The following is a 19,800-nucleotide window of genomic DNA, read 5'->3' as shown; positions in this document are numbered from 1 at the left end:
CTCAGCGGCGCGCGGCGGCGGCGGCGGCGGCATGGGCCACCCGCTCGGCCTGCTCGGCCGGGGTGGTGCCGAGCACCCAGACGCCGTTGCCGGCCTGGGCGGCATCCGAGGTGAAGGCCATGAGCGGCGCCCGGGCGGCCCGGGCCGGGCCGGCCGCTGCGGCGGTCTCGGCCAGGGTCAGCGGGCCGGCCAGGGCGCGGGCCCCCTCGGCGATGGCCGAGCGCGCCGCCTCGGCGGCGCCGCCCGGCGTGCTGCCGGTATCGCGCGGCAGGAATTCGATGGCGGGATCGGCCTGGTCGAACAGCGCGAGCTGGGAGGCGTTCAGCATCGCCTGGCCGAGCGGGCGGTTGGCGCCGGTGAGCGGCAGCAGCAGGCCGACCCGGGTGCGCGGGATCTCGACCAGCGGCACGGCCGCCGGCGCCGGCCAGGCGGGGGCGGCATAGCGCGGCGGGGCTTGCGTGGCGCAGCCGACGAGGGGCAAGAGCAGGGCCAGCAGGCCTGCCCGGGCGAGGCGCCGCCGCGTCGCGCCCTGCCGGGGAAGGCGCGGGATGGCACAGGATGACGGCGCAAGGCATGACGGAATTGGCAAGCGATCCTCCTGACCCGGTGCCGGCCGGCACCCTTCCCGCGGGTATGTCCACCGGGCTGACCCTGGTGGCAACGCCCATCGGCAACCTCGGCGACCTGTCCCCCCGTGCCCTGGCCACGCTGCGGAGCGCCGCCGTGGTGCTGTGCGAGGATACCAGGGTAACCGGCGCCATGCTGGCGAGGCATGGTGTTTCGGTGACCATGGTTCCTCTGCACGAGCACAATGAGGATGACCAGACCCCACGCATCCTGGATCGGCTGCGGGCGGGGGAGCGGGTGGCGCTGGTCTCGGACGCCGGCACGCCGCTGGTCTCCGACCCCGGCTACCGGCTGGTGCGGGCGGCGATCGCGGCGGGGCTGCCGGTGGGCGCGATCCCCGGGCCGAATGCGGCGGTCATGGCGCTGACGCTATCGGGCCTGCCGCCGCATCCCTTCCTCTTCCTCGGCTTCCTGCCGGTGAAGGCGGGGCCGCGGGCGGCCGAGCTGGCCCGGCTGCGGGCGGTGGAACGGGCCGGCCTCGCCGCCAGCCTGATCTTCTACGAGGCGCCGCACCGCCTGGCCGAGACCCTGGCCGCCCTGGCCGAGGCCTTCGGCCCGGAGCGCCCGGCGGCAGTGGCGCGGGAGCTGACCAAGCGCTTCGAGGAGGTCCGCCGCGGCGACCTCGGCAGCCTCGCCGGATACTACGGGCGGGAGGCCGCCCGCGGCGAGATCGCCATCGTGGTCGGCCCGGCGCCGGCGGAGACCGCGGGCGCGGCCGAGCTCGACAAGTCGCTGCGGAACGCGCTGGCCTCGGGGATGAGCGTCCGCGACGCAGCGGCGGCGGTGGCGGCGGCCACCGGCCTGCCGCGCAAGCAGGTCTATGCCCTGGCCCTGCGGATCGGCACCGAACGCTGAACCGCCCGGCTGGGCCGCCCAGCTGGGCCACGGCCCGGCCGGGGTGTATGGCAGCGGGCACGACGGAGGGGGGACCGCACCTTGGCCAAGGCGACCAGCAAGACCACGGCGGCCGAGCGCCGCATCCGCCAGGCGCTGCAGCAGGCGACGGGCGAGATCGATGCCGCGCTCGGCGCGGCGCAGGACCTCGCCTTCGAGGCCATGGAGGCCGGCGGCGCCGAGCGCCTCGCCCTGGCCGCCAAGGCGCTGGCGGCCAGCCCGCTCTGCGCCGATGCCTGGAGCCTGCTCGCCACCGAGGCGCCGGACGGCTCGCCGCTCGGACTGTCGCTGTGGCGGCAGGCGGTCGCCGCCGGGGAGGTGGCGATCGGCCCCTTGCGCATGGCGGAATGGCAGGGCGAGTTCTGGGGCATCCAGGAAACCCGCCCCTACATGCGGGCCCGGCAGGGCCTGGCGCTGGCGCTGCGGCGGCAGGACATGCTGGCGGAGGCGATCGATACCCTGCGCGGCACGCTGGCGCTGAACCCGAACGACAACCAGGGGATCCGCTACATCCTGCTGGACTGGCTGCTGGAGGCTGGGGCGATCCCCGAAGCCGCGGCGCTGCATGCCGCCTACGAGGAGGATTCCAGCGCCGCCTGGCATTATGCCGCGGCGCTGCTCGCCTTCCGCCAGGGCGGCGCGGCCGCGGCGCAGCCGGCCCTGGCCGCCGCGCTGGCGAACAACCCGCACGTGCCGGGGCTGCTGCTCGGCCGGCGGCCGATGCCGGCCGAGGACCCGGAATACTACAGCCCCGGCGATGCGAGCGAGGCGGCGGTCTATTGCCAGACCGGCGCGTCCGGCTGGCGCGCGGCGCCCGGCGCGTTGGACTGGCTCGCCGCGGCGGCGGCGCCGGCCGAGGCCGCACCGCCTGCCCGGCCGAAGCGCAAGCCGAAGGCCTAGCGCAGCAGCACCGGCAGCATGGCGTCGAGCCGCATCCGGCCCTCGGCGGTCGCCCGCAGCCGGCCGGCGGCCGTCCATTCCAGGTAGTCCTCGTCGAGGCAGGCGGTCAGCATGGCCGGGTCGAGTGCCTCCGCGAGCGACAGCCCGCTGCGCGCCCGTATCCGCGCCGGGTCGATCCCCTCGGCCAGCCGCAGTCCCATCAGCAGCGCCTCGCGGGCGCGGTCCTGCGGGCTCAGGCTTTCCTCCGAGGTGGTGGCATGGCCGTCGCGCTCGACCCGTGCCAGCCATTCCTCGGGCGCGCGGTGCCGCCGGCCGGCCAGCAGCGCGCCATCGAGCAGCAGCCGCTGATGCGCCCCGGGGCCGATGCCGAGGTAGTCGCCGTAGCGCCAGTAGACCAGGTTGTGCCGGCTCTCGGCGCCGGGCTTGGCGTAGTTGGAGATCTCGTAGGGCGCGAGGCCGAAGCGCGCCGCTTCCTCGACCGTCGCCCAGTACAGCCGGGCCGCCTCGTCGGCATCGGGCAGGGTGAAGGCGCCGCGGGCGTATTCGGTGGCGAAGCGCGTGCCCGGCTCGATCGTCAGCTGGTAGAGCGAGAGATGATCGGCCGCGAGCGCCAGGGCCTGGCGCAGCTCGGCCCGCCAGGCGGCCTCGGGCTGCCCGGGCCGGGCATAGATCAGGTCGAATGACAGGCGGGGGAACAGCGACCGGCCGAGCTCGAGCGCCGCCAGCGCCTGAGCGGCATCGTGCCGCCGGCCGAGGAAGCGGAGCGCTTCCCCATCCAGCGCCTGCACCCCGAGCGAGAGCCGGTTGACCCCGGCATCCCGGATCTCGGCCAGCCGCGCCGCCTCGACGCTGGTCGGGTTGGCCTCGAGGGTGATCTCGAGATCGGCCGGCGCGTCGAACAGCGCCCGGGCATCGGCGATGAGGCTGGCCGCCGTCGCCGGGTCCATCAGGCTCGGGGTGCCGCCGCCGAAGAAGATGCTGGCCAGCGGGCGGCGCCCGCCGGCATTGGCCCGCGCCGCCTCATGCGCCAGCTCGCGCCGCAGCCCCTCGCGCCAGCGCGCCTGGTCGATGCTGTCCCGCACATGGCTGTTGAAGTCGCAATAAGGGCATTTCGCGGCGCAAAACGGCCAGTGGATGTAGAGCGCCAGGGGTTCCATAGAGGGGGATATGGCCCCGACCGGGCCGCAAGTCGAACCCCGCCCCGGAGACCGCCCGCAATGCCCATCACCGCCCTCTATGCCGCGCTGCTCGGCCTCGTCTTCGTCGCGCTGACCCTGCAGGTCGTCCGGGCGCGGATGCGCAGCAAGGTGCTGCTCGGCACCGGCGGCGACCGGCTGCTGGAGCGGGCGGTGCGGGCGCATGCCAATTTCAGCGAATTCGTGCCGCTGATCCTGGTGCTGCTGGCGCTGGCGGAAGGCCTCGGCCTGGCCGGCTGGATCCTGCACGGCCTCGGCGCGGTGCTGGTCGCCGCCCGGATCGGCCATGCGATCGGGCTCAGCCGCGAGCCGGACATCAGCGCCCTGCGGGGCCCCGGCGCCGCCCTGACGCTGCTGGTGCTGATCGCCGTGGCGGTCTCGCTGCTGCTGCTCGCCATCGCCCGCCTGCCGGGCTGACGGCTCTGGAAGAGCGACTGCCGGCGCCTTGGGCAGGCTGCGTGCCGAAGCGCCACCGGGGACCGCGGGCGCATGGGCCGCGGCGGCTCGGCCGCTGGCACGTCGATTGCTGCCCCAAGGTCCGGCCTGGGGCCGGATCGGAGCGCCTGATGACAGACCTGCCCGGCGGCATGCCGCCCGCCACCCGCGACCTCGCCGGCTACGGCCGCGACCTGCCCGACCCGCGATGGCCGGGCGGCGCGCGGCTTGCGGTCTCCTTCGTGGTGAATGTGGAGGAAGGGGCCGAGCTGTCCCTCGGCAGCGGCGACGAACACAACGAGGCGGTGCCGGAATCCCGCCAGCTGGTGGAGGGCCACCCCGACCCCTGCATGGAGACGCATTTCGCCTATGGCTCCCGGGTCGGGCTGTGGCGGGTGCTGGACCTGCTGGAACGCTTCGGGGTGGCCGCGACCTTCTCCTGCTGCGGCCGGGCGGTGGCGGTGACCCCGGCGCTTGCCGCGGCCCCGGCCGCCGCCGGGCACGAGGTCAGCGCCCATGGCTGGCGCTGGGAGATGCAGGCGGGCATGCCGGAGGCGGTCGAACGCGCGGTGATCGCCCGGACGGTGGCGGTGCTGACCGAGGCCGCCGGCACCCGGCCGCTCGGCTGGCACACCAAATCGGCGCCGAGCCTGAACACCCGGCGGCTGCTGCTGGAGGAGGGCGGCTTCCTCTATGACTCGGACGCCTATGACGACGACCTGCCGCGGCTGCACGGCGCCTCCCACGTCATCCTGCCCTATAGCTTCGACACCAACGACATGCGCTTCGCCCCGGGCCAGGGCTTCGTGCAGGCGGAGGATTTCTCCCGCTACTGCATCGGCGCCTTCGACTGGCTGCTGCGGGAGGGCATGACCCAGCCGCGGATGATGTCGATCGGCCTGCACCTCAGGACCATCGGCAAGCCCGGCCGCATCCGTGGCCTGGAGCTGCTGCTGGAGCATGTGACGCGCAGCCCGGGCGTATGGATCGCCCGGCGCGTCGATATCGCCCGGCATTGGCGGACGTTGACGGGGGTTGCGGTGTGAGGCGCACCCTTGCCTCGCGGGCAGACGGAAGCCAGGCTGGCGCCTTTCCGGGAGACGCGCCTGATGCCTGACTTCGACCTCGTCATCCGCCATGGCACCGTCGCCACCGCCAGCGATGTCTTCGCCAGCGACATCGGCATCAGCGGCGGCAAGGTCGTGGCGCTGGGGCAGCAGCTCGGCGCCGGGACGCGCGAGATCGATGCGACGGGGAAGCTGGTGCTGCCCGGCGGGATCGACAGCCACGTGCATATCGAGGAGCCACGCGGCGGGCCGATGGTGAATGCCGACAGCTTCGCCAGCGGCACCGCCTCGGCCGCGGTCGGCGGCACCACCACCGTCATCGGCTTCGCCCGGCAGGAACGCGGCGGCTCCATGGCCCAGGGCGTGGCCGAGCATCATGCCCGCGCCGCGGGCAGCCGCATCGACTACAGCTTCCACATGATCTTCACCGACCCGCGGCCGGAGATCCTGGCCGAGGAGATCCCCCGGCTGGTCGCCGAGGGGCACCGCAGCTTCAAGATCTTCCTCACCTACGCCGGCGCCCGCATCACCGATGGCGAGGCGCTGCGGGTGATGGCCGCCGCCCGGCGGCTCGGCGCGCTGGTCTGCATCCATGCCGAGCATCATGAGCTGATCGAATTCTACACCCAGGCGCTGGTGGCGGCGGGGCTGACCCTGCCCAAGCACCATGCCTGGGCCAAGCCCATGATCGTCGAGAGCGAATGCGTCCACCGCGTCTGCAAGATGGCGGAGGCACTCGACGTGCCGATCCAGGTCTTCCACGTCAGCGGCGGCGAGAGCGCGGAGGAGATCGAGCGGGCGCAGCGGCGCGGCCTCAAGGTCTGGGGCGAGACCTGCACGCAGTATCTGGTGACGACCGCCGAGGACCTCGACCGGCCCGGGCTGGAAGGTGCCAAGTTCCTGTGCAGCCCTGCGCCGCGCAGCGCGGCTGACCAGGCAGCGCTGTGGGAGATGATCCGCCGCGGCGTCATCGGCAACGTCACCTCGGACCATGCGCCGACCCGCTTCGAGGGGCCGGACGGCAAATCCGCCTTCGGGCCGGACGCGCCCTTCACCAGGCTGCCGAACGGCGTGCCGGGGCTGGCGGTGCGGATGCCGATCCTGTTCAGCGAGGGCGTGGTGAAGGGGCGGATCGACCTGCCGACCTTCGTCGCCATCACCTCGACCAATGCGGCGAAGCTGTTCGGGCTGCATCCGCAAAAGGGCACCATCGCGGTGGGCTCGGACGCCGACATCGTCATCTGGGACCCGGCGAAGCAGGTGACCATCACCCAGTCGCTGATCCAGGACGCCAATGACCACACCCCCTATGAGGGCATGGCCGTCACCGGCTGGCCGGAGACAACCTTGGTGCGCGGCGTGCCGGTGGTGGAGGCCGGCAAGGTGGTCGGCGCGCCGGGCTTCGGCCGGTTCCTGCCGCGCGGCCCCTATGACACCATCAAGCCGCGCGGCGTATTTCCCGGGCCGTTCAACCCGGTGGATGGGGTGGCGGTCTGAGCCGCGCTATCCGCCCCTGAACTGCGGCGGCCGCTTGTCGCGGAAGGCGGCGACGCCTTCCTTGAAATCCTCGGAGTCACGGATGCCGCTGAGGCGCTGGAGCTGCAAGGCCCATTGCTCGGACGGCCCGCGCGGCAGGATGTCGTCCAGCACCATGCGCTTGATCGCATGGGTGACCAGCGGCGCGAAGCCGGCAATCTCCTTGCCCCATTCCACCGCCCGGGCCAGCGCCTCGCCCTCCGGCACCACCTCGTTCACCAGCCCGACGCGCTCGCATTTCTCGGCATCGAAGACCCGGCAGAGCAGCATCAGCTCCATCGCGAATTTATGCGGGATGCGCGAGGGCAGCGCGGCGATCATGCCGCCGGTCAGGCCGAGCTTCGCTTCCGGGTAGTAGAACTTGCCCTTGGCGCCGATGACGGCGAGGTCGGCCATCATCGCCAGCACCATCGCGCCACCGATGCACCAGCCCTCGATGGCACAGATCAGCGGCTTGTCGGTCTGCCAGCCGACATTGGGCACGGCGCGCCAGAGCTCCGGCGGCTCGCCGACATCGGCGCCGAAGGAGAAGGCCCTGGTGCCCATCGCCGTCAGCACCGCGACGCGCTGCTCGGAGGCGGCGAATGCCTGCATCGCCCCCTGGATTTCCTCGGCCATCAGCCTGGTAATGGCATTGCCCTTGTCCGGACGGTTCAGCGCGACGATGCGGACCGGGCCGTCGTCCCAGACCTTGATGTGTGACTCGCTCATTCGACCTTGGCTCCCGTGCGGCGCACCGCGTCTGCGAAGATGTCCCGGTCGCGGGCGATGCGCCGGGCGAATGTCTCGCCGCTCTCGAAATGCGGCCTGAGGCCCACGGGGGCCATGATGCGCGCGACCTCGGGCATGGCCAGCACCTGCTCCAGCGCCGGCAGCAGCCGGGCCTTCACCTCGGCCGGCAGGCCGGCGGGGCCGGCGAGCGCATGGAAGGAGGTGCCGCCCTCGCCGTAGTAGCCGGCCTCGCGCAGCGTCGGCAGCTCCGGCAATTCGGGGGAGCGGGTCTCGCCGGTGGTCGCCAGGCCGATCAGCCTTCCGTCCTTCACCGCGGGCGTGGCGATGGGGTCGAATTGCAGCTCCACGTCGCCGGCCAGCAGCGCGGTCAGCGCCGGGGCGGAGCCGCGATAGGGCACGTGCTCGATCCGGATGCCGGCGGCATTGGCAAAGATCTCGCCGGTCATCTGGGTGATGGTGCCGTTGCCGGCGGAGCTGAAGCGCAGGCGGCCGGGATTGGCGCGGGCATAGGCGACCAGCCCCTGGAGGTCCCGCACCGGGACCTTCGGGTGCATCGCGACGGCCGCATCCGCGGTGGCGAGCAGCGCCAGCGGCTCGAAGTCCTTCTGCGGGTCGTAGGGCAGCCGCATCATGTGCGGGCTGATGGTCATGATCGCGGTCGGCCAGACCAGCAGGGTATAGCCATCGGGCTTCGCCTGGGCGACGGCGGCGGCGCCGATCGAGCCGCCGGCGCCGCCGCGGTTCTCGATCAGCACGCTCTGCCCGAGGATCTCGCCGAGGCGCGGGGCGATGGGGCGGGAGACGTTGTCGGTGCTGCCGCCCGGCGGATAGGGGACGATCAGCGTGACCGGTCGGTTCGGCCAAGCCCCTTGCGCCAGGGCCGGGGTCGCCAGCCCGGCCAGCAGGGTACGACGCGCGAGTCTCATGCCAAACCCTCCGCCAGTGTGGCGCGGGCATCGACGGCGATCGCCCCCTCCCCCGCCGCCCGCAGCAGGATGGGGTTGAGGTCCATCTCGACCAGCCGCGGCCCGAGGTCGGCAGCCAGCCAGGAAAGCCGCACCAGCGCATCGACCGCCGCCGCCACGTCGAGCGCCGGCCGGCCCCGCACCCCGGCCAGCACCGGCCAGAGCTTCAGCCGGCGCAGCATCGACTCGGCATCGGCCGGGCGCAGCGGCGCGGAGGCGAGCTGCACATCGGCCAGCACCTCCACCAGCACGCCGCCGAAGCCGATGAGGACCAGCGGGCCGAAGCCCGGCTCCCAGCGGGCGCCGAGGATCAGCTCGGCCTCGCCGCGGGCCATTTCCTGCACCAGCACGCCCTCGCGCTCCGGCAGGGCGGCGGCGATCTCGGCGAAGGCGGCGCGGACGGCGGCGGCATCGGCAAGGCGCAGCTTCACCAGCCCGAGGTCGGACTTGTGCACCACGGCGCGGCTGACGCCCTTCAGCACCACCGGGTAGCCGATGGTCCCGGCGGCGGTGACGGCGGACTCGGCGTCCACCGCCAGCACCTCCCGCGTCACCGGGATGCCATAGGCGGCGGCGAGGCGCTTGGCCTCCGCCTCGGTCAGCGCGCCCGTCGGCAGCGCCGGCGCGGGACCGGCGCCGGCGGGGCGCGCGGGGGGCGGCAGGCTGGCGCGGTCGCGGCCGGCGGCCTCGGCCTCCAGCGCCCGCAGCACCGCCAGCGCATCGGCGACGCGGTCAAGGAAGGGGAAGTCGGCGTCGCGCATCGCCTGGCGGGCGTCGTTGCCGACCTCGCCGGCGGTCATCACATAGAGCAGCGGGCGGTCGCCCTCCCGCGCGAGCGGCGGCAGCAGCCGGGCGCGCGGGGCCATGGCCGGCTGCGTCGTCATCGGCACGACGATGGCGCCGATGTCGGGGTCGGCCATGAAGGCGCGGATGCAGGCCTCGAGCCCGCCCTCGGCGGTGCCCTCGTCGAAGCTGCCGGTATCGAGCGGCAGGTGGACATGGCTCTCCGGCATGTAGCGGCCGAGCGTCGCCCGCGTCGCCGCCGACATGCGCGCCAGCCGCAGCCCGGCCGCCGGCAGCATGTCGGCCGTGGTCACGGTGCTGCCGCCGGAGGAGGCGATGACCGCCAGCCCCAGCCCGGCGCGCGGCAGGCGCGGCAGCCGGTCCAGCGCATCGGCGGCGAAGACCATGGCGGCGGGGTCCTCCAGCAGCACCGCCCCGGCATCGCGGCAGAGCGCCTCGAAGGCGGCGAAGGAGCCGGCGAGGCTGGCGGTATGGCTGCGCGCCGCCTGGGCGCCCTCGGCCGAGCGCCCGGCCTTGACGCAGAGCACCGGCTTGCCCGCGGCGCGCGCCCGGCGCAGCTGCGGGGCGAAGCGGGCGGGGTCGCGCAACCCCTCCACGTACAGGGTGATGACGCGGGTGGCGGGGTCGTCGATCAGGTAGTCGAGGAAGTCGCAGAGCTCGAGGTCGGCCTGGTTGCCGACCGAGATGCAGCGGCTGAAGCCGGCGCCGTAGCGCTGGCCGAGCGAGACCAGCGTCCCCATCAGCGCGCCGGACTGGCTGACCATGCCGATGCCGCCCGGCTTCAGCGCATCGACGTCGAGGCCGAGGCTGGACGACAGCAGCGCGCGGTCGGTGAAATTGCAGATGCCGAGGCAGTTCGGCCCGACCAGCCGCATCCCCGCCGCCTGCGCCACCGCCAGGATGCGGTCCTGCAAGGCGGCGCCCTCGGCCCCGGCATCGGCCAGCTTGCCGGTGATGATGATGCAGGCACCGACGCCGGCGGCGGCGCAGTCCTCCACCTGGCGCAGCAGATGCGCGACCGGCACGGCGAGGATCGCCACGTCGACCGGCCCCGGCGCAAGGCCGACCGCGGCATAGGCCGGTAGGCCGCGGATGGTGGCGCGGTTCGGGTTGATCGGCAGCAGCCGGCCGCCGAAGCCATGCTTGATCAGGTAGTGGATCACCCGGCCGCCGAATTTGCCGACATCATCCGAGGCGCCGATGACGGCGACCGAACGCGGGCTGATGATCCCGGCCACGGCGATGCGATCCGGCGCGGTTTCCGCTGGGGACATGATCTTTTCCGTTTCCTCGGGGGAAGCTTGGCATGCCTGCCGCCGCAGCGGTAGCCGGGCACCGCCGCGGCGGATGGCACGATGCCGCAACGTGCTGACGGGTGTTTCCCGCCGCCGGGGCGGCCTATATTGGGCGCCTCACGAGGAGCACCCCGCCATGCCGCACGACGGCCATCATTCCCACGACCTGCCCACCGATGGCTGGAAGCATTCCGGCGTCAAGGTGATCCCGGGCAACAGCCTGGACGCCAATACCGCCCAGACGCCGGGCATGAACCGCGCCGCCGCCATCAACGCCGCCCGCGTCGGGGCGCAGAAGATCTGGGCCGGCACCGTGCACATCCACCCCGATGCCAAGACCGGGGCGCACCACCACGGCGCGCTCGAGAGCGTCATCTACATCGTCAGCGGCCGGGCGCGGATGCGCTGGGGCGAGCAGCTGGAATTCACCGCCGAGGCCGGGCCGGGCGACTTCATCTTCATCCCGCCCTATGTCCCGCACCAGGAGATCAACGCCAGCACGGAGGAGACGCTCTCCTGCGTGCTGGTGCGCTCGGACAACGAGGCGGTGGTGGTGAACCTCGACATCGCGGCGGCGGAGAAGCCGGAAACGGTGCTGTGGATCGACCCGATCCACAAGACCGGCGGGGTCTAGCGGAGCGCGGCCAGGATGGCGGTGACCATCGGCTTCATGTGGAAGCTGTCCTCGGGCATCACCGCCACCCGGCCGCCCGCGGCCTCGACCGCCGCGGCGACCACCGGCCCGACCGCGGCGATGCGGGTGCGGGCCAGCGCCTCGGCCAGCATCGCCTGGCGGCCAGAGCCCTCGGCCAGCGCCACCAGCCGCCGGACCTGCGGCGTGCTGGTGAAGACCACGAGGTCCACCTGCCCCGCCGCCATGGTCTCCAGCGTCTCCAGCACCCGGGCGTCCTCGGCGCCGCTGGCATAGGCATAGGGCAGGACCGGGTCGGCCACCGCCCCGGCCGCGGCGAGGAAGTCCAGCAGCGGCGCATTCGGATTGTCGGGATAGAGCTGCACCGCGACGCGGCGGCCGGCCATGTCCTGCGCCTGCAGGCCGGCGATGATGCCGGCGGTGGTCGGCGGCTCCGGCGCCAGGTCGGGCGTCAGGCCGATGCTGCGCAGCCGCCCGCTCGGCTTCGGGCCCCGGCAGATGCGGCGCGCCTGGGCCAGGGCGGCACGGAATTCGGCCTCGATCCCGGCCCGGGCGGCGACGCCGAGCAGGCGGGTCAGCCCCTCCCCGGTCAGCAGGATCAGGTCGTCGGGCGGGGTGGCGATGAAGCGGCGCAGCCAGGCCTCGACCGGCGCCGGGTCGGCGGCATCGATGATGGCGACCAGCGGGCAGCGCAGCGCCGTGGCGCCCTGGCGTTCCAGCATGCGCGCCAGCACCTCCAGCTCCCGCGTCTCGGGCACCACGACGCGCAGGCCGGCCAATTCATCGCTCATGCGGCGAGCCTAGCCTTGGCGCGGCGCGGGCGGAAAGCCCATGATCGGCGCCGCATCGCTTGCATGGGGCTGGCCGCATGAACAGACGGGTGATCCTGGGGGCGGCATTGGCCCTGCCGGCGCTGTGGCCCGCCCGGGCGGCGGCGCTGCTGCGCATCGGCTCGAAGAATTTCACCGAGCAGTTGGTGGTCGCCGAATTATACGCCCAGGCGCTGGAGAAAGCCGGGGCGCGGGTGGAGCGGCGGGTGAACCTCGGCGGCACCGCCATCGCCCAGCAGGCGCTGCTGGCCGGCGAGATCGACCTCTACCCGGAATATACCGGCACCGGCCTCGGCGTGGTCCTGAAGCAGCCGCCGGAGGGGGATGCGGCGGGCATCCTCGCCAAGGTCCGCGCCGGCTATGCGCCGATGGGGCTCGACTGGCTGGAGCCTTCGGGGATCGACAACGGCAATGCGCTGCTGGTGCTGCCGGCGACGGCGCAAAAGCATGGGCTGGCGACGCTCTCGGACCTCGCCCGTGCCGCGCCGGGGCTGACCCTGGCGGCCGGCAATGAATTCGCCGACCGGGCCGATGGCCTGCCCGGGCTGCGCCGGGTCTATGGCATGGCGTTTCGCCGCTTCCGGCAATTCGCCGCGCTCGGGCTGCGCTATGCCGCCCTGCAGCATGGGCAGGCGGATGTGGTGAATGCCTATGCGACGGATTGGCAGATCGCGGTCGGCGGCTACACGGTGCTGCGGGACGACAAGGCGTTGTGGCCGCCCTACCAGCTCGCGCCGGTGGTGCGGCAGGCGGCGCTGCGGGACTTCCCCGGCCTCGCCGCGCCCTTGCTGGCGGTGGGGGCGAAGCTGGACAATCCTGTCATGCAGGAGCTGAACCGCCAGGTGGACCAGGATGGCGAGGAGCCGCGCGAGGTGGCCGCGCGCTTCCTGCAGCGGCAGGGCCTCGCGTGATGCGCTGGACCGGGCGCAACCTCGATACCATCGGCACGGCGCTGCTGACGCATGTCGGGCTGGTCGCCGCCTCGCTGCTCCTGGCGCTGGCCGTGGCGCTGCCGCTGGGGCTGGTCGTGGCGCGGCGGCCGCGGCTGCGGGCGGCGGTGCTGGGGACGGCCTCGGTGCTCTATTCGCTGCCGACCCTGGCGGTGTTTGCCCTGCTGGTGCCGGTGCTGGGGCTGGGCTTCGCCCCGGCGCTGCTGGCGCTGGTGAGCTATGCGGTGCCGATCCTGCTGCGGGCGCTGGTCGCCGGGCTGGCCGCGGTGCCGCCGGCGGTGCTGGATGCGGCGGAGGGCATGGGGCTGACCCCGGCGCAAAGGCTGTTCCGGGTGGAGCTGCCGCTGGCGCTGCCGGCGCTGCTCGGCGGGCTGCGGGTCGCCTCGGTCACCGTGGTCTCGGCGGCGACGGTTGCCGCGTACATCAGCGCGGGCGGGCTGGGGACGCTGATCCTCACCGGGCTGGACCAGGGGCATACCGAGAAGATCCTGGTCGGCGCCGGGCTGGTGACGGTGATGGCGCTGCTGATCGACCAGGCCCTGGGCGCGGTGCAGCGCCGCCTGCCGGCGACCGCCTGATGGAGACGCTGGCCCAGGCCACCGGCTGGCTGCGCGCGAACCCCGGCACCTTCCTCGAAGCCGTCGGCGACCATTTGCTGCTCTCGCTCGTCGGCCTCGCCATAGGCGTCGCCATCGCCCTGCCGGCGGGCATCCTCGTGGCGCACCGGCCGCGGGCGGCGGAGGCCGCCATCGCCCTCGCCGGGGCGCTGCGGACCATCCCGAGCCTCGCGGTGCTGGCGGCGCTGCTGCCGCTGCTGGGCGTTGGCTTCACCCCCTCGGTGTTGGCGCTGGCCTTGCTCGCATTGCCGCCGGTGCTGGTGAATACCGTGACCGGCATCCGCGGCGCCGATCCGGCGGCGTTGGACGCAGCGCGGGGGCTCGGCATGACCGGCTGGCAGCGCGCGACGAAGGTGGAACTGCCGCTGGCGGCGCCACTGATCTTCTCCGGCCTGCGGGTGGCGGCGGTGCAGGTGGTCTCGGCCGCGGCGCTGGCGACCTTCATCGGCGGCGGCGGGCTGGGGGATCTGGTGACCCAGGGCCTCGCGCTGCTGGATACCGGGCGGATGCTGGTGGGCGCGTTGGCCATCGCCGGCCTCGCGCTGGGGACCGAGGCCGGGCTCGGCCTGCTGGAACGCCATCTTGCCGAGAGGGTCCGTGGCCTATGATCGACATCCGCGGGCTGACCAAGCGCTGGCCCGGCGCTGACCGCAACTCGGTGTCCGACGTCACGCTGGCGGTGCCGGAAGGGACGAGCTGCGCGCTCATTGGACCCAGCGGCTCCGGCAAGACCACCCTGCTGCGGATGGTGAACCGGCTGGTCGAGCCGAGCGCCGGGTCGATCCGCATCGGCGGCGAGGATGCGCTCAGGATGGATGCGGTGAGCCTGCGGCGGCGGATCGGCTACGTCATCCAGGATGTCGGGCTCTTCCCGCACTGGAGCGTGGCCGCCAATGTCGCGACGGTGCCGAGGTTGCTGGGCTGGGATGCGGCGCGGATCGCGCGGCGGGTGGAGGAGGTGCTGGCCCTGGTCGGGCTCGACCCCGCCCGTTTCGCGGAACGCCGGCCGCACCAGCTCTCGGGCGGGGAGCGGCAGCGGGTCGGCGTCGCCCGGGCGCTGGCCGGGGATCCGCCGGTGCTGCTGATGGACGAGCCCTTCGGCGCAGTGGACCCGGTGGTGCGCGGCCGGCTGCAGGAGGAGGTGCTGCGGCTGCTGAAGCAGCTGCGGAAGACCGTGCTGATCGTGACCCATGACGTGGCCGAGGCGGTGCGGCTCGGCGATGCGGTGGCGCTGCTGCGGGACGGGCGGCTGGTCCAGCACGCCCCGGCGGCCGAGATGCTGGCGCAGCCGGCGGATGGCTTCGCCGCCGAGTTCCTCGGCGCCGACCGGCTGCTGCTGCGGCTCTCGCTGTTTCCCCTCTCGGCCCTGCCGGCCCGGACGGAGCCGGCGCCGGGCACCCCCCTGCCGGTGGACGCCACCCTGCGCGATGCCCTGGCCGCCCTGCTGGCCGCGGGGGCCACCACCCTGCCGCTGGCCGGCGGCGGCTCCCTCGCCCTCGACGACCTGCTAGCCTTCGCCGCGGCACGCTAGGCCGCAACTTGGCGCCCCGGGGCGGCGGGTCTAGCCTGGGGGCCAAGTTTCTCAGGGGAGAGGACAGATGTCCCAGGACACCGACGGCGGCGCCATTCCCGCCCTGGCCGAGGAGCACCGCATGGTGCGCGACCTCGTCGCCAAATTCGTCGAGCGCGACCTCATGCCGCTCGAGGCCGCCGTCCTCAAGCGGGAGTCCGAAGGCGGCAAGTACGGGCTGACCGAGGCCGAGGAAGCCCCGTTGCTGGCCAAGTGCCGGGAGCTCGGCCTGGTCGGGCTCGACGTGCCGGAGGAATACGGTGGCGCCGACCTGCCGGTCTCGGCGCTGATGGCGATCGAGGAGGAGATGGGCCGCACCGTCACCCCCTTCATCTTCCCGCCCGACAGCCCGAACCTGCACATGCTGCTGGCCGTCGCCAATGCGGAGCAGCGGACCAAGTACCTCGACCCCTATGCCCGCGGCGAGATGCGCTCCTCCATCGCCATTTCCGAGCCCGGCGCCGGCGGCGATCCGGCGGGGATGACCACCCGCGCGGTGAAGGATGGCGACGACTGGGTCATCAACGGGCGGAAAATCTGGGTCAGCGGCGTGCCGCGGGCGGATTTCATCATCCTCATGGCGCGGACCGGAGAGGGCAAGCGGCAGGAGGGCGTGACCGCCTTCATCGTCGAGCGCGGCACCCCGGGCTTCATCATCGAGCGCGAGATCCCGATGATCGGCGGCCGCCGCACCTATGAGCTGGTCTTCGAGGATTGCCGCGTGCACGAGCGGCAGATCCTCGGCCAGCTCGGCGCCGGCTATGCGCCGATGCAGCTGCGGCTGAACGTCCGCCGCCTGCAGATGGGTGCCCGCTGCACCGGCATGGCCCGCCGTGCGCTGGAGATGATGTGCGAGCAGGCGAAGAACCGCGTGACCTTCGGGGTGAAGCTGGCCGATCGCCAAGCGATCCAGTGGTGGATCGCCGAGGCCGCGACCAAGATCCACATCACCCGGCTGATGGTCCGCGACGCCGCGGCGAAGATGACCGCCGGCCAGGATGTCCGGACCGAGGCCTCGATGCTGAAGGTCTATGCGACCGAGATGGCGCAGGAGGTGCTGGACAATGCCATGCAGACCTTCGGCGCCATGGGCATGACCAAGGAGCTGCCCTTGCAGCTCATGGCCAACCAGGTCCGGGTGCAGCGGATCTACGAGGGGCCGACCGAGGTGCACCGCATGGCCATCGCCCGGCGGATGCTGAAGGAGCGCGGCTAGGCTTCCGCGCGGGCCTCGGCGGGCGCCGCCGCGGCCCGGTGCCGGTTCACCACCATGCGGTCGTGCAATTCGCGGATGGTGGTGGAGCCGGTCTTCTCGAAGCAGAAGGGCAGGATGGCATGCGCGAAGCAGGCCATCGAGGCGCCGAGCATGCGCCAGCCGAAGCTGCCCGCCGTCGCCATGTGCTCCAGGTAGGTTTCGCCGACTGCCTCGGGGTGGTGGGTGAAGGACCAGCGCGCCATCGAAATCTGCCTCGTATCAGCCAGGGCCCCAGTCTGCCCGGCCACCGCCGCGAATTGGTTGCGAACTTGCGCCCAATCGGCGCAGGCTAAGGCATCCCATTCCAATCAAGGCCGCTTCGAAGGCATGGCATTGCAGCTGGACTCGATCGACCGCGCCATCCTTGCCGCTTTGCAGGAGGATGCGACACTCTCCATCGCCGCGGTCGCCGACCGCGCCGGCCTCTCGCCCTCCCCCTGCTGGCGCCGCATCCGCCGGCTGGAGGAGGCGAAGGTGATCCAGCGCCGGGTCGCCCTGCTGGACGCGGCCATGCTGCGGGTCGGCGTCACCGTCTTCGTCAGCATCCGCACCAGCCGGCACAACGCGGACTGGGCGGCCGCCTTCTGCCGCCAGGTCGCCGCCATCCCCGAGGTGGTGGAATTCCACCGCATGAGCGGCACCGTCGACTACCTGCTGCGCGTGGTGGTGCCGGACATCGCCGCCTACGACGGCGTCTACAAGCAGCTGATCGCGATCGGCGACCTGCTGGACGTGAGCTCCAGCTTCTCGATGGAGCGGATCAAGTACACCACCGCGCTGCCGACCCATTACGCCGGGTGAGTGGCGCGCCCGAAGGGATTTGAACCCCTAACCCCCAGATCCGAAGTCTGGTGCTCTATCCGGTTGAGCTACGGGCGCCCCCGAATTCCTTGCCGCAGATGCCGCCGGCCCGCAAGGCCGGCCGCTCACCAGCGGGCGAAGGCCCCCAGCACCGGACCCACCGTCGAATTCCAACGCTCCGCGCAGGTGATGCCGCAGCGCCGCGCCCAGCCCGGCAGCACCGCCGCGGTCAGGAGCGCCCGGACCGCGCCGCGGCTGGCCACGGATTCCGGCACCAGCACCATGGCGCCCCGCTCCGCCGGCGGGCAGGGCGGCCGGCCGAGGTTGCAGGCCATGCCCAGCGCCTGCTCCTCCTCGGCCGCCCGCCACATCTCCGATTCGAGCTCGTGCAGCCCGAGGCGCATCGCGGCCTGCACCTCTCCCGGCAGCGCCGCCCAGCTGCCCTGATGCGCCGCGAGGAAGGACATCGCCCAGCCCAGCGGCAGCGCCGAGATATGGCTGGTCACCCGGTGGAGCCCGATGCCGTTGCCCGGCAGCGCGCCGGTGATCGCGCAATCCAGCCGTCCCTCGTGGAAGGCCTCGATCAGCCGGTCGAAGGGCACCACCAGGGGCCGGGCGCCCAGCGCCATCACCAGGTCCGACTGGTTGACCGAGGCGACCCGGACCCGCCGCCCGGCCAGGTCGAGCAGGCTGGCGAAGGCGCGGTTGCAGAACATCACCTGCGGCGGCCGCACGAAGGTCGCCAGCATGTCGGCGCCGTAGCGGTCGTTGAGGATGCCGGTGACGACGGGCTGCCAGGCCGTCACCGCCTGCCGCAGGCCGACCAGATCCTCCGCCACCAGCGGCAGGTCGGCCGCCGCCAGCTCTGGCTCGACCATCGCCACGGCATTCGCTTCGATTACGCCGAAGGTCACCACGCCGTTCCGCATCACGCTGAGCATGTGCTGCGGGTCGATCCCGGCGCGGTCGAAGGTCAGCACCGTGGGCAGCAGCCGCCCGCCGGTGATGGCGGGCACCCGCCCGATCCAGAACGGCACCTCGTGCCGCTCGAACTGCCGCACCCCGGCGAAGCCGCTGATCACCCGGACCCGCAGGGCATCGGCCGGCTGGGCCAGGGCGGCGGCCGACGGCAGCCCGGCCAGGACCAGCCATCCGGCCAGCAGGCGGAGCATCTGCCCCAGCGCGCCCATCCCGCGATCCTCCCTCGCCCATCTCCGGACGCACGAAGGATAGGTCAAGCGCCGCGCCGGCGTATTGCGAATTCCGGCAGCCGCGGCGCGGGCCGCGCCCTTACCGCAGGCCGAGCCGGATCAGGGTCCGCCGCAGGCTCTGGCGCATGCGCTGGCCGACCGGCAGGGCGCGGGCGGCGCGTTCCGCATGGGCGGTGCGCTTGCCGTGGTTCCAGGCGAAGTCCCGCCGCACCATGTCGGCCTTGGACTTCACCGCGAATTCGAGGGTCAGCGCCCGGCGCGGCGCGGCCGAGGTATTGGGCCCGGCCGAATGCAGGGTGCGGGAGTGGTGCAGCACCGCGTCGCCGGCCCGCAGCGGGACCGGCACGCCGCGGCTCGGATCGACGCCGACGGCACGCAGCGCATGCGCCCGGCCGGCGGCGTCGACGCTCTCATGCGGCAGCAGGATGCCGCGGTGGCTGCCGGGGACATAGAGCATGCAGCCGTTGGCGGCGTCCGTGTCCTGCAGCGGGATCCAGACCGAGACCGCGGTCCGGTAAGGGGTGCCGAGGGTGAAGGAGGCCTCGTCCTGGTGCCAGGGCGTGGGGGCGCCGACCCGGGGCGGCTTCATGATGGCGAATTCCCAGACCAGCTCGGCCTCCGGCCCCAGCAGGTCCTTGCCGATGGCTTCCGCCGCCAGGCGCAGCGGCGCCGCGGCGAGCTCCGGGGCATAGCGCGAGGGCCAGGCGAGCTGCGGCAGGCGCAGGGCCTCGGCGGCCTCCCCGGCCGGGCGGCCGGGCGCGCCCTCGACCGCGAGCATGTCGAAGAAGTCGCCGCTGCCCCAGCCGGCCTGGGATTCGAACAGGCGGTCGTAGGTCTGGCGCAGCGCCGCCAGCTCCGCGGCATCGGCGAGGCCGGGGATCACCGCGAAGCCGTCGCGGTCGTAATCGGCGCGGATGGTGGCGATCGGCGTGGCCTGAGGGCATGCGGTCGGGCGGGTCGCGTAGGATGAGAGGATGGGCAAGGCGGCTCCTTCGAATGCCGCTTATGCCGCCATCACCGGCGGCTGCGGCACTGTAATAATCGCCGTTGCCAATACGCCGGAATGCATTTTCCCCTATATCATATGCCCGAGATTTCGCCGCAAGAAGTAAAAGCCAAGTTAAAAAACACCAATATTGTGTAACCGCACGATATGCTTACGCTCGCCAACCATCACACTGCGCGGAACGGGATGCCGGCATTTCCACTTTTAATGTTCATCAGGAGTTTCTGTTTTCTGCTTCAGGTGGGATGCATCCCGGCTACGCACCCGGGGGTTGTGACGCACGGCCGAGGCCAATCCGGGCCGGGTTGGTAGACTCCCGGCCGGATGCGGCACATCTGCCACAGCGCGGCCCCTGCCCGCCCGTGCCGGGCTTGCGCAACGCGGCCCTGACCAGATGCAGGCCGGCCGCCGGGATGGCCCTAGGGTCTGTGACCGGACTGTCTGGCTAACCGGTCTG

At 72.8% G+C, this 19,800-nt stretch carries 21 protein-coding genes and 1 tRNA gene; 12 read left to right on the top strand and 10 right to left on the bottom strand.

Features of this window, described 5'->3' with window-relative positions; translation table 11 throughout:
- Position 1 precedes the first annotated feature (1 nt).
- Positions 2 to 481, bottom strand: coding sequence for an ABC transporter substrate-binding protein (locus QWZ14_RS06150; protein ID WP_290315750.1), 480 nt, complete (start codon positions 479 to 481; stop codon positions 2 to 4).
- 92 nt (positions 482 to 573) lie between these two features.
- Here QWZ14_RS06150 and rsmI point away from each other — a divergent pair, with 92 nt between their 5' ends.
- Positions 574 to 1,482: a 16S rRNA (cytidine(1402)-2'-O)-methyltransferase gene (gene rsmI / locus QWZ14_RS06145; RefSeq protein ID WP_290315749.1), complete on the top strand. Its 909-nt coding sequence runs from the start codon at positions 574 to 576 to the stop codon at positions 1,480 to 1,482.
- Between the two features lie 81 nt (positions 1,483 to 1,563).
- A complete protein-coding gene (locus tag QWZ14_RS06140; protein WP_290315748.1) occupies positions 1,564 to 2,421 on the top strand; it encodes a hypothetical protein in 858 nt (285 codons plus the stop codon).
- On the opposite strand, the gene hemW is transcribed toward QWZ14_RS06140, so the two are convergent.
- Positions 2,418 to 3,578: a radical SAM family heme chaperone HemW gene (hemW, locus tag QWZ14_RS06135; RefSeq protein ID WP_290315747.1), complete on the bottom strand. Its 1,161-nt coding sequence runs from the start codon at positions 3,576 to 3,578 to the stop codon at positions 2,418 to 2,420. The genes QWZ14_RS06140 and hemW overlap by 4 nt on opposite strands.
- Before the next feature lie 60 nt (positions 3,579 to 3,638).
- Between hemW and QWZ14_RS06130 the strand changes: the two genes are divergently transcribed.
- From QWZ14_RS06130 to hydA, 3 genes are all read left to right on the top strand, one after another.
- Positions 3,639 to 4,034, top strand: a complete 396-nt coding sequence (locus tag QWZ14_RS06130) for an MAPEG family protein (protein ID WP_290315746.1) — start codon at positions 3,639 to 3,641, stop codon at positions 4,032 to 4,034.
- A 149-nt stretch (positions 4,035 to 4,183) separates the two neighbouring features.
- Positions 4,184 to 5,098 (top strand): polysaccharide deacetylase family protein, encoded by a 915-nt coding sequence (locus QWZ14_RS06125; protein ID WP_290315745.1) that lies wholly within the window; start codon positions 4,184 to 4,186, stop codon positions 5,096 to 5,098.
- A 63-nt stretch (positions 5,099 to 5,161) separates the two neighbouring features.
- Positions 5,162 to 6,616 (top strand): dihydropyrimidinase, encoded by a 1,455-nt coding sequence (gene hydA, locus QWZ14_RS06120; protein ID WP_290315744.1) that lies wholly within the window; start codon positions 5,162 to 5,164, stop codon positions 6,614 to 6,616.
- 6 nt (positions 6,617 to 6,622) lie between these two features.
- Here hydA and QWZ14_RS06115 read toward each other — a convergent pair whose 3' ends face one another.
- From QWZ14_RS06115 to QWZ14_RS06105, 3 genes are read right to left on the bottom strand one after another with little or no spacing between them, the layout of a single operon-like run.
- A complete protein-coding gene (locus tag QWZ14_RS06115; protein WP_290315743.1) occupies positions 6,623 to 7,366 on the bottom strand; it encodes an enoyl-CoA hydratase/isomerase family protein in 744 nt (247 codons plus the stop codon).
- Positions 7,363 to 8,313 carry a Bug family tripartite tricarboxylate transporter substrate binding protein gene (locus QWZ14_RS06110; RefSeq protein ID WP_290315742.1) on the bottom strand — a complete coding sequence of 317 codons (951 nt, stop codon included), beginning with the start codon at positions 8,311 to 8,313 and terminating at the stop codon, positions 7,363 to 7,365. The genes QWZ14_RS06115 and QWZ14_RS06110 overlap by 4 nt, the downstream gene beginning before the upstream one ends.
- Entirely contained in the window at positions 8,310 to 10,430 is a 2,121-nt protein-coding gene (locus QWZ14_RS06105) for an acetate--CoA ligase family protein (protein WP_290315741.1), read from the bottom strand. Before QWZ14_RS06105 ends, QWZ14_RS06110 begins: the two co-directional genes overlap by 4 nt.
- A gap of 157 nt (positions 10,431 to 10,587) precedes the next feature.
- On the opposite strand from QWZ14_RS06105, the gene QWZ14_RS06100 reads away from it, so the two are divergent.
- Positions 10,588 to 11,085 (top strand): cupin domain-containing protein, encoded by a 498-nt coding sequence (locus tag QWZ14_RS06100; RefSeq protein ID WP_290315740.1) that lies wholly within the window; start codon positions 10,588 to 10,590, stop codon positions 11,083 to 11,085.
- On the opposite strand, the gene QWZ14_RS06095 is transcribed toward QWZ14_RS06100, so the two are convergent.
- Positions 11,082 to 11,894: a uroporphyrinogen-III synthase gene (locus tag QWZ14_RS06095; protein WP_290315739.1), complete on the bottom strand. Its 813-nt coding sequence runs from the start codon at positions 11,892 to 11,894 to the stop codon at positions 11,082 to 11,084. The genes QWZ14_RS06100 and QWZ14_RS06095 overlap by 4 nt on opposite strands.
- A gap of 77 nt (positions 11,895 to 11,971) precedes the next feature.
- Here QWZ14_RS06095 and QWZ14_RS06090 point away from each other — a divergent pair, with 77 nt between their 5' ends.
- From QWZ14_RS06090 to QWZ14_RS06070, 5 genes are all read left to right on the top strand, one after another.
- A complete protein-coding gene (locus tag QWZ14_RS06090; RefSeq protein WP_290315738.1) occupies positions 11,972 to 12,844 on the top strand; it encodes a glycine betaine ABC transporter substrate-binding protein in 873 nt (290 codons plus the stop codon).
- The gene (locus QWZ14_RS06085) at positions 12,844 to 13,461 is read left to right on the top strand and encodes an ABC transporter permease (protein WP_290315754.1); all 618 of its coding nucleotides are present in this window, start codon (positions 12,844 to 12,846) and stop codon (positions 13,459 to 13,461) included. Before QWZ14_RS06090 ends, QWZ14_RS06085 begins: the two co-directional genes overlap by 1 nt.
- Positions 13,461 to 14,108 carry an ABC transporter permease gene (locus QWZ14_RS06080; RefSeq protein ID WP_290315737.1) on the top strand — a complete coding sequence of 216 codons (648 nt, stop codon included), beginning with the start codon at positions 13,461 to 13,463 and terminating at the stop codon, positions 14,106 to 14,108. Before QWZ14_RS06085 ends, QWZ14_RS06080 begins: the two co-directional genes overlap by 1 nt.
- Entirely contained in the window at positions 14,105 to 15,031 is a 927-nt protein-coding gene (locus tag QWZ14_RS06075; RefSeq protein WP_290315736.1) for an ABC transporter ATP-binding protein, read from the top strand. The genes QWZ14_RS06080 and QWZ14_RS06075 overlap by 4 nt, the downstream gene beginning before the upstream one ends.
- Before the next feature lie 67 nt (positions 15,032 to 15,098).
- A complete protein-coding gene (locus tag QWZ14_RS06070; protein ID WP_290315735.1) occupies positions 15,099 to 16,286 on the top strand; it encodes an acyl-CoA dehydrogenase family protein in 1,188 nt (395 codons plus the stop codon).
- Here the strand turns inward: QWZ14_RS06070 and QWZ14_RS06065 are convergent.
- Positions 16,283 to 16,528, bottom strand: coding sequence for a DUF6356 family protein (locus QWZ14_RS06065; RefSeq protein ID WP_290315734.1), 246 nt, complete (start codon positions 16,526 to 16,528; stop codon positions 16,283 to 16,285). The two genes, QWZ14_RS06070 and QWZ14_RS06065, sit on opposite strands and share 4 nt — an antisense overlap.
- A gap of 124 nt (positions 16,529 to 16,652) precedes the next feature.
- Here QWZ14_RS06065 and QWZ14_RS06060 point away from each other — a divergent pair, with 124 nt between their 5' ends.
- Entirely contained in the window at positions 16,653 to 17,126 is a 474-nt protein-coding gene (locus QWZ14_RS06060) for an Lrp/AsnC family transcriptional regulator (RefSeq protein WP_290315733.1), read from the top strand.
- Position 17,127: 1 nt separating this feature from the next.
- On the opposite strand, the gene QWZ14_RS06055 is transcribed toward QWZ14_RS06060, so the two are convergent.
- The 3 genes from QWZ14_RS06055 to QWZ14_RS06045 all read right to left on the bottom strand — a co-directional run bounded on the left by QWZ14_RS06055 (position 17,128) and on the right by QWZ14_RS06045 (position 19,319).
- A tRNA-Arg gene (locus QWZ14_RS06055) sits at positions 17,128 to 17,204 on the bottom strand.
- A 47-nt stretch (positions 17,205 to 17,251) separates the two neighbouring features.
- The gene (gene dctP / locus QWZ14_RS06050) at positions 17,252 to 18,316 is read right to left on the bottom strand and encodes a TRAP transporter substrate-binding protein DctP (protein ID WP_290315732.1); all 1,065 of its coding nucleotides are present in this window, start codon (positions 18,314 to 18,316) and stop codon (positions 17,252 to 17,254) included.
- Between the two features lie 100 nt (positions 18,317 to 18,416).
- On the bottom strand, positions 18,417 to 19,319 hold the full coding sequence (locus QWZ14_RS06045; protein ID WP_290315731.1) for a phytanoyl-CoA dioxygenase family protein: 903 nt from the start codon (positions 19,317 to 19,319) through the stop codon (positions 18,417 to 18,419).
- Positions 19,320 to 19,800: the final 481 nt, after the last annotated feature.

The organism is Paeniroseomonas aquatica (assembly GCF_030409335.1).
In the GTDB taxonomy this organism is placed as follows: domain Bacteria; phylum Pseudomonadota; class Alphaproteobacteria; order Acetobacterales; family Acetobacteraceae; genus Belnapia; species Belnapia aquatica.
The sequence above is the reverse complement of the archived record's forward strand: the minus strand, read 5'-3'. Positions and strand labels throughout refer to the sequence as shown.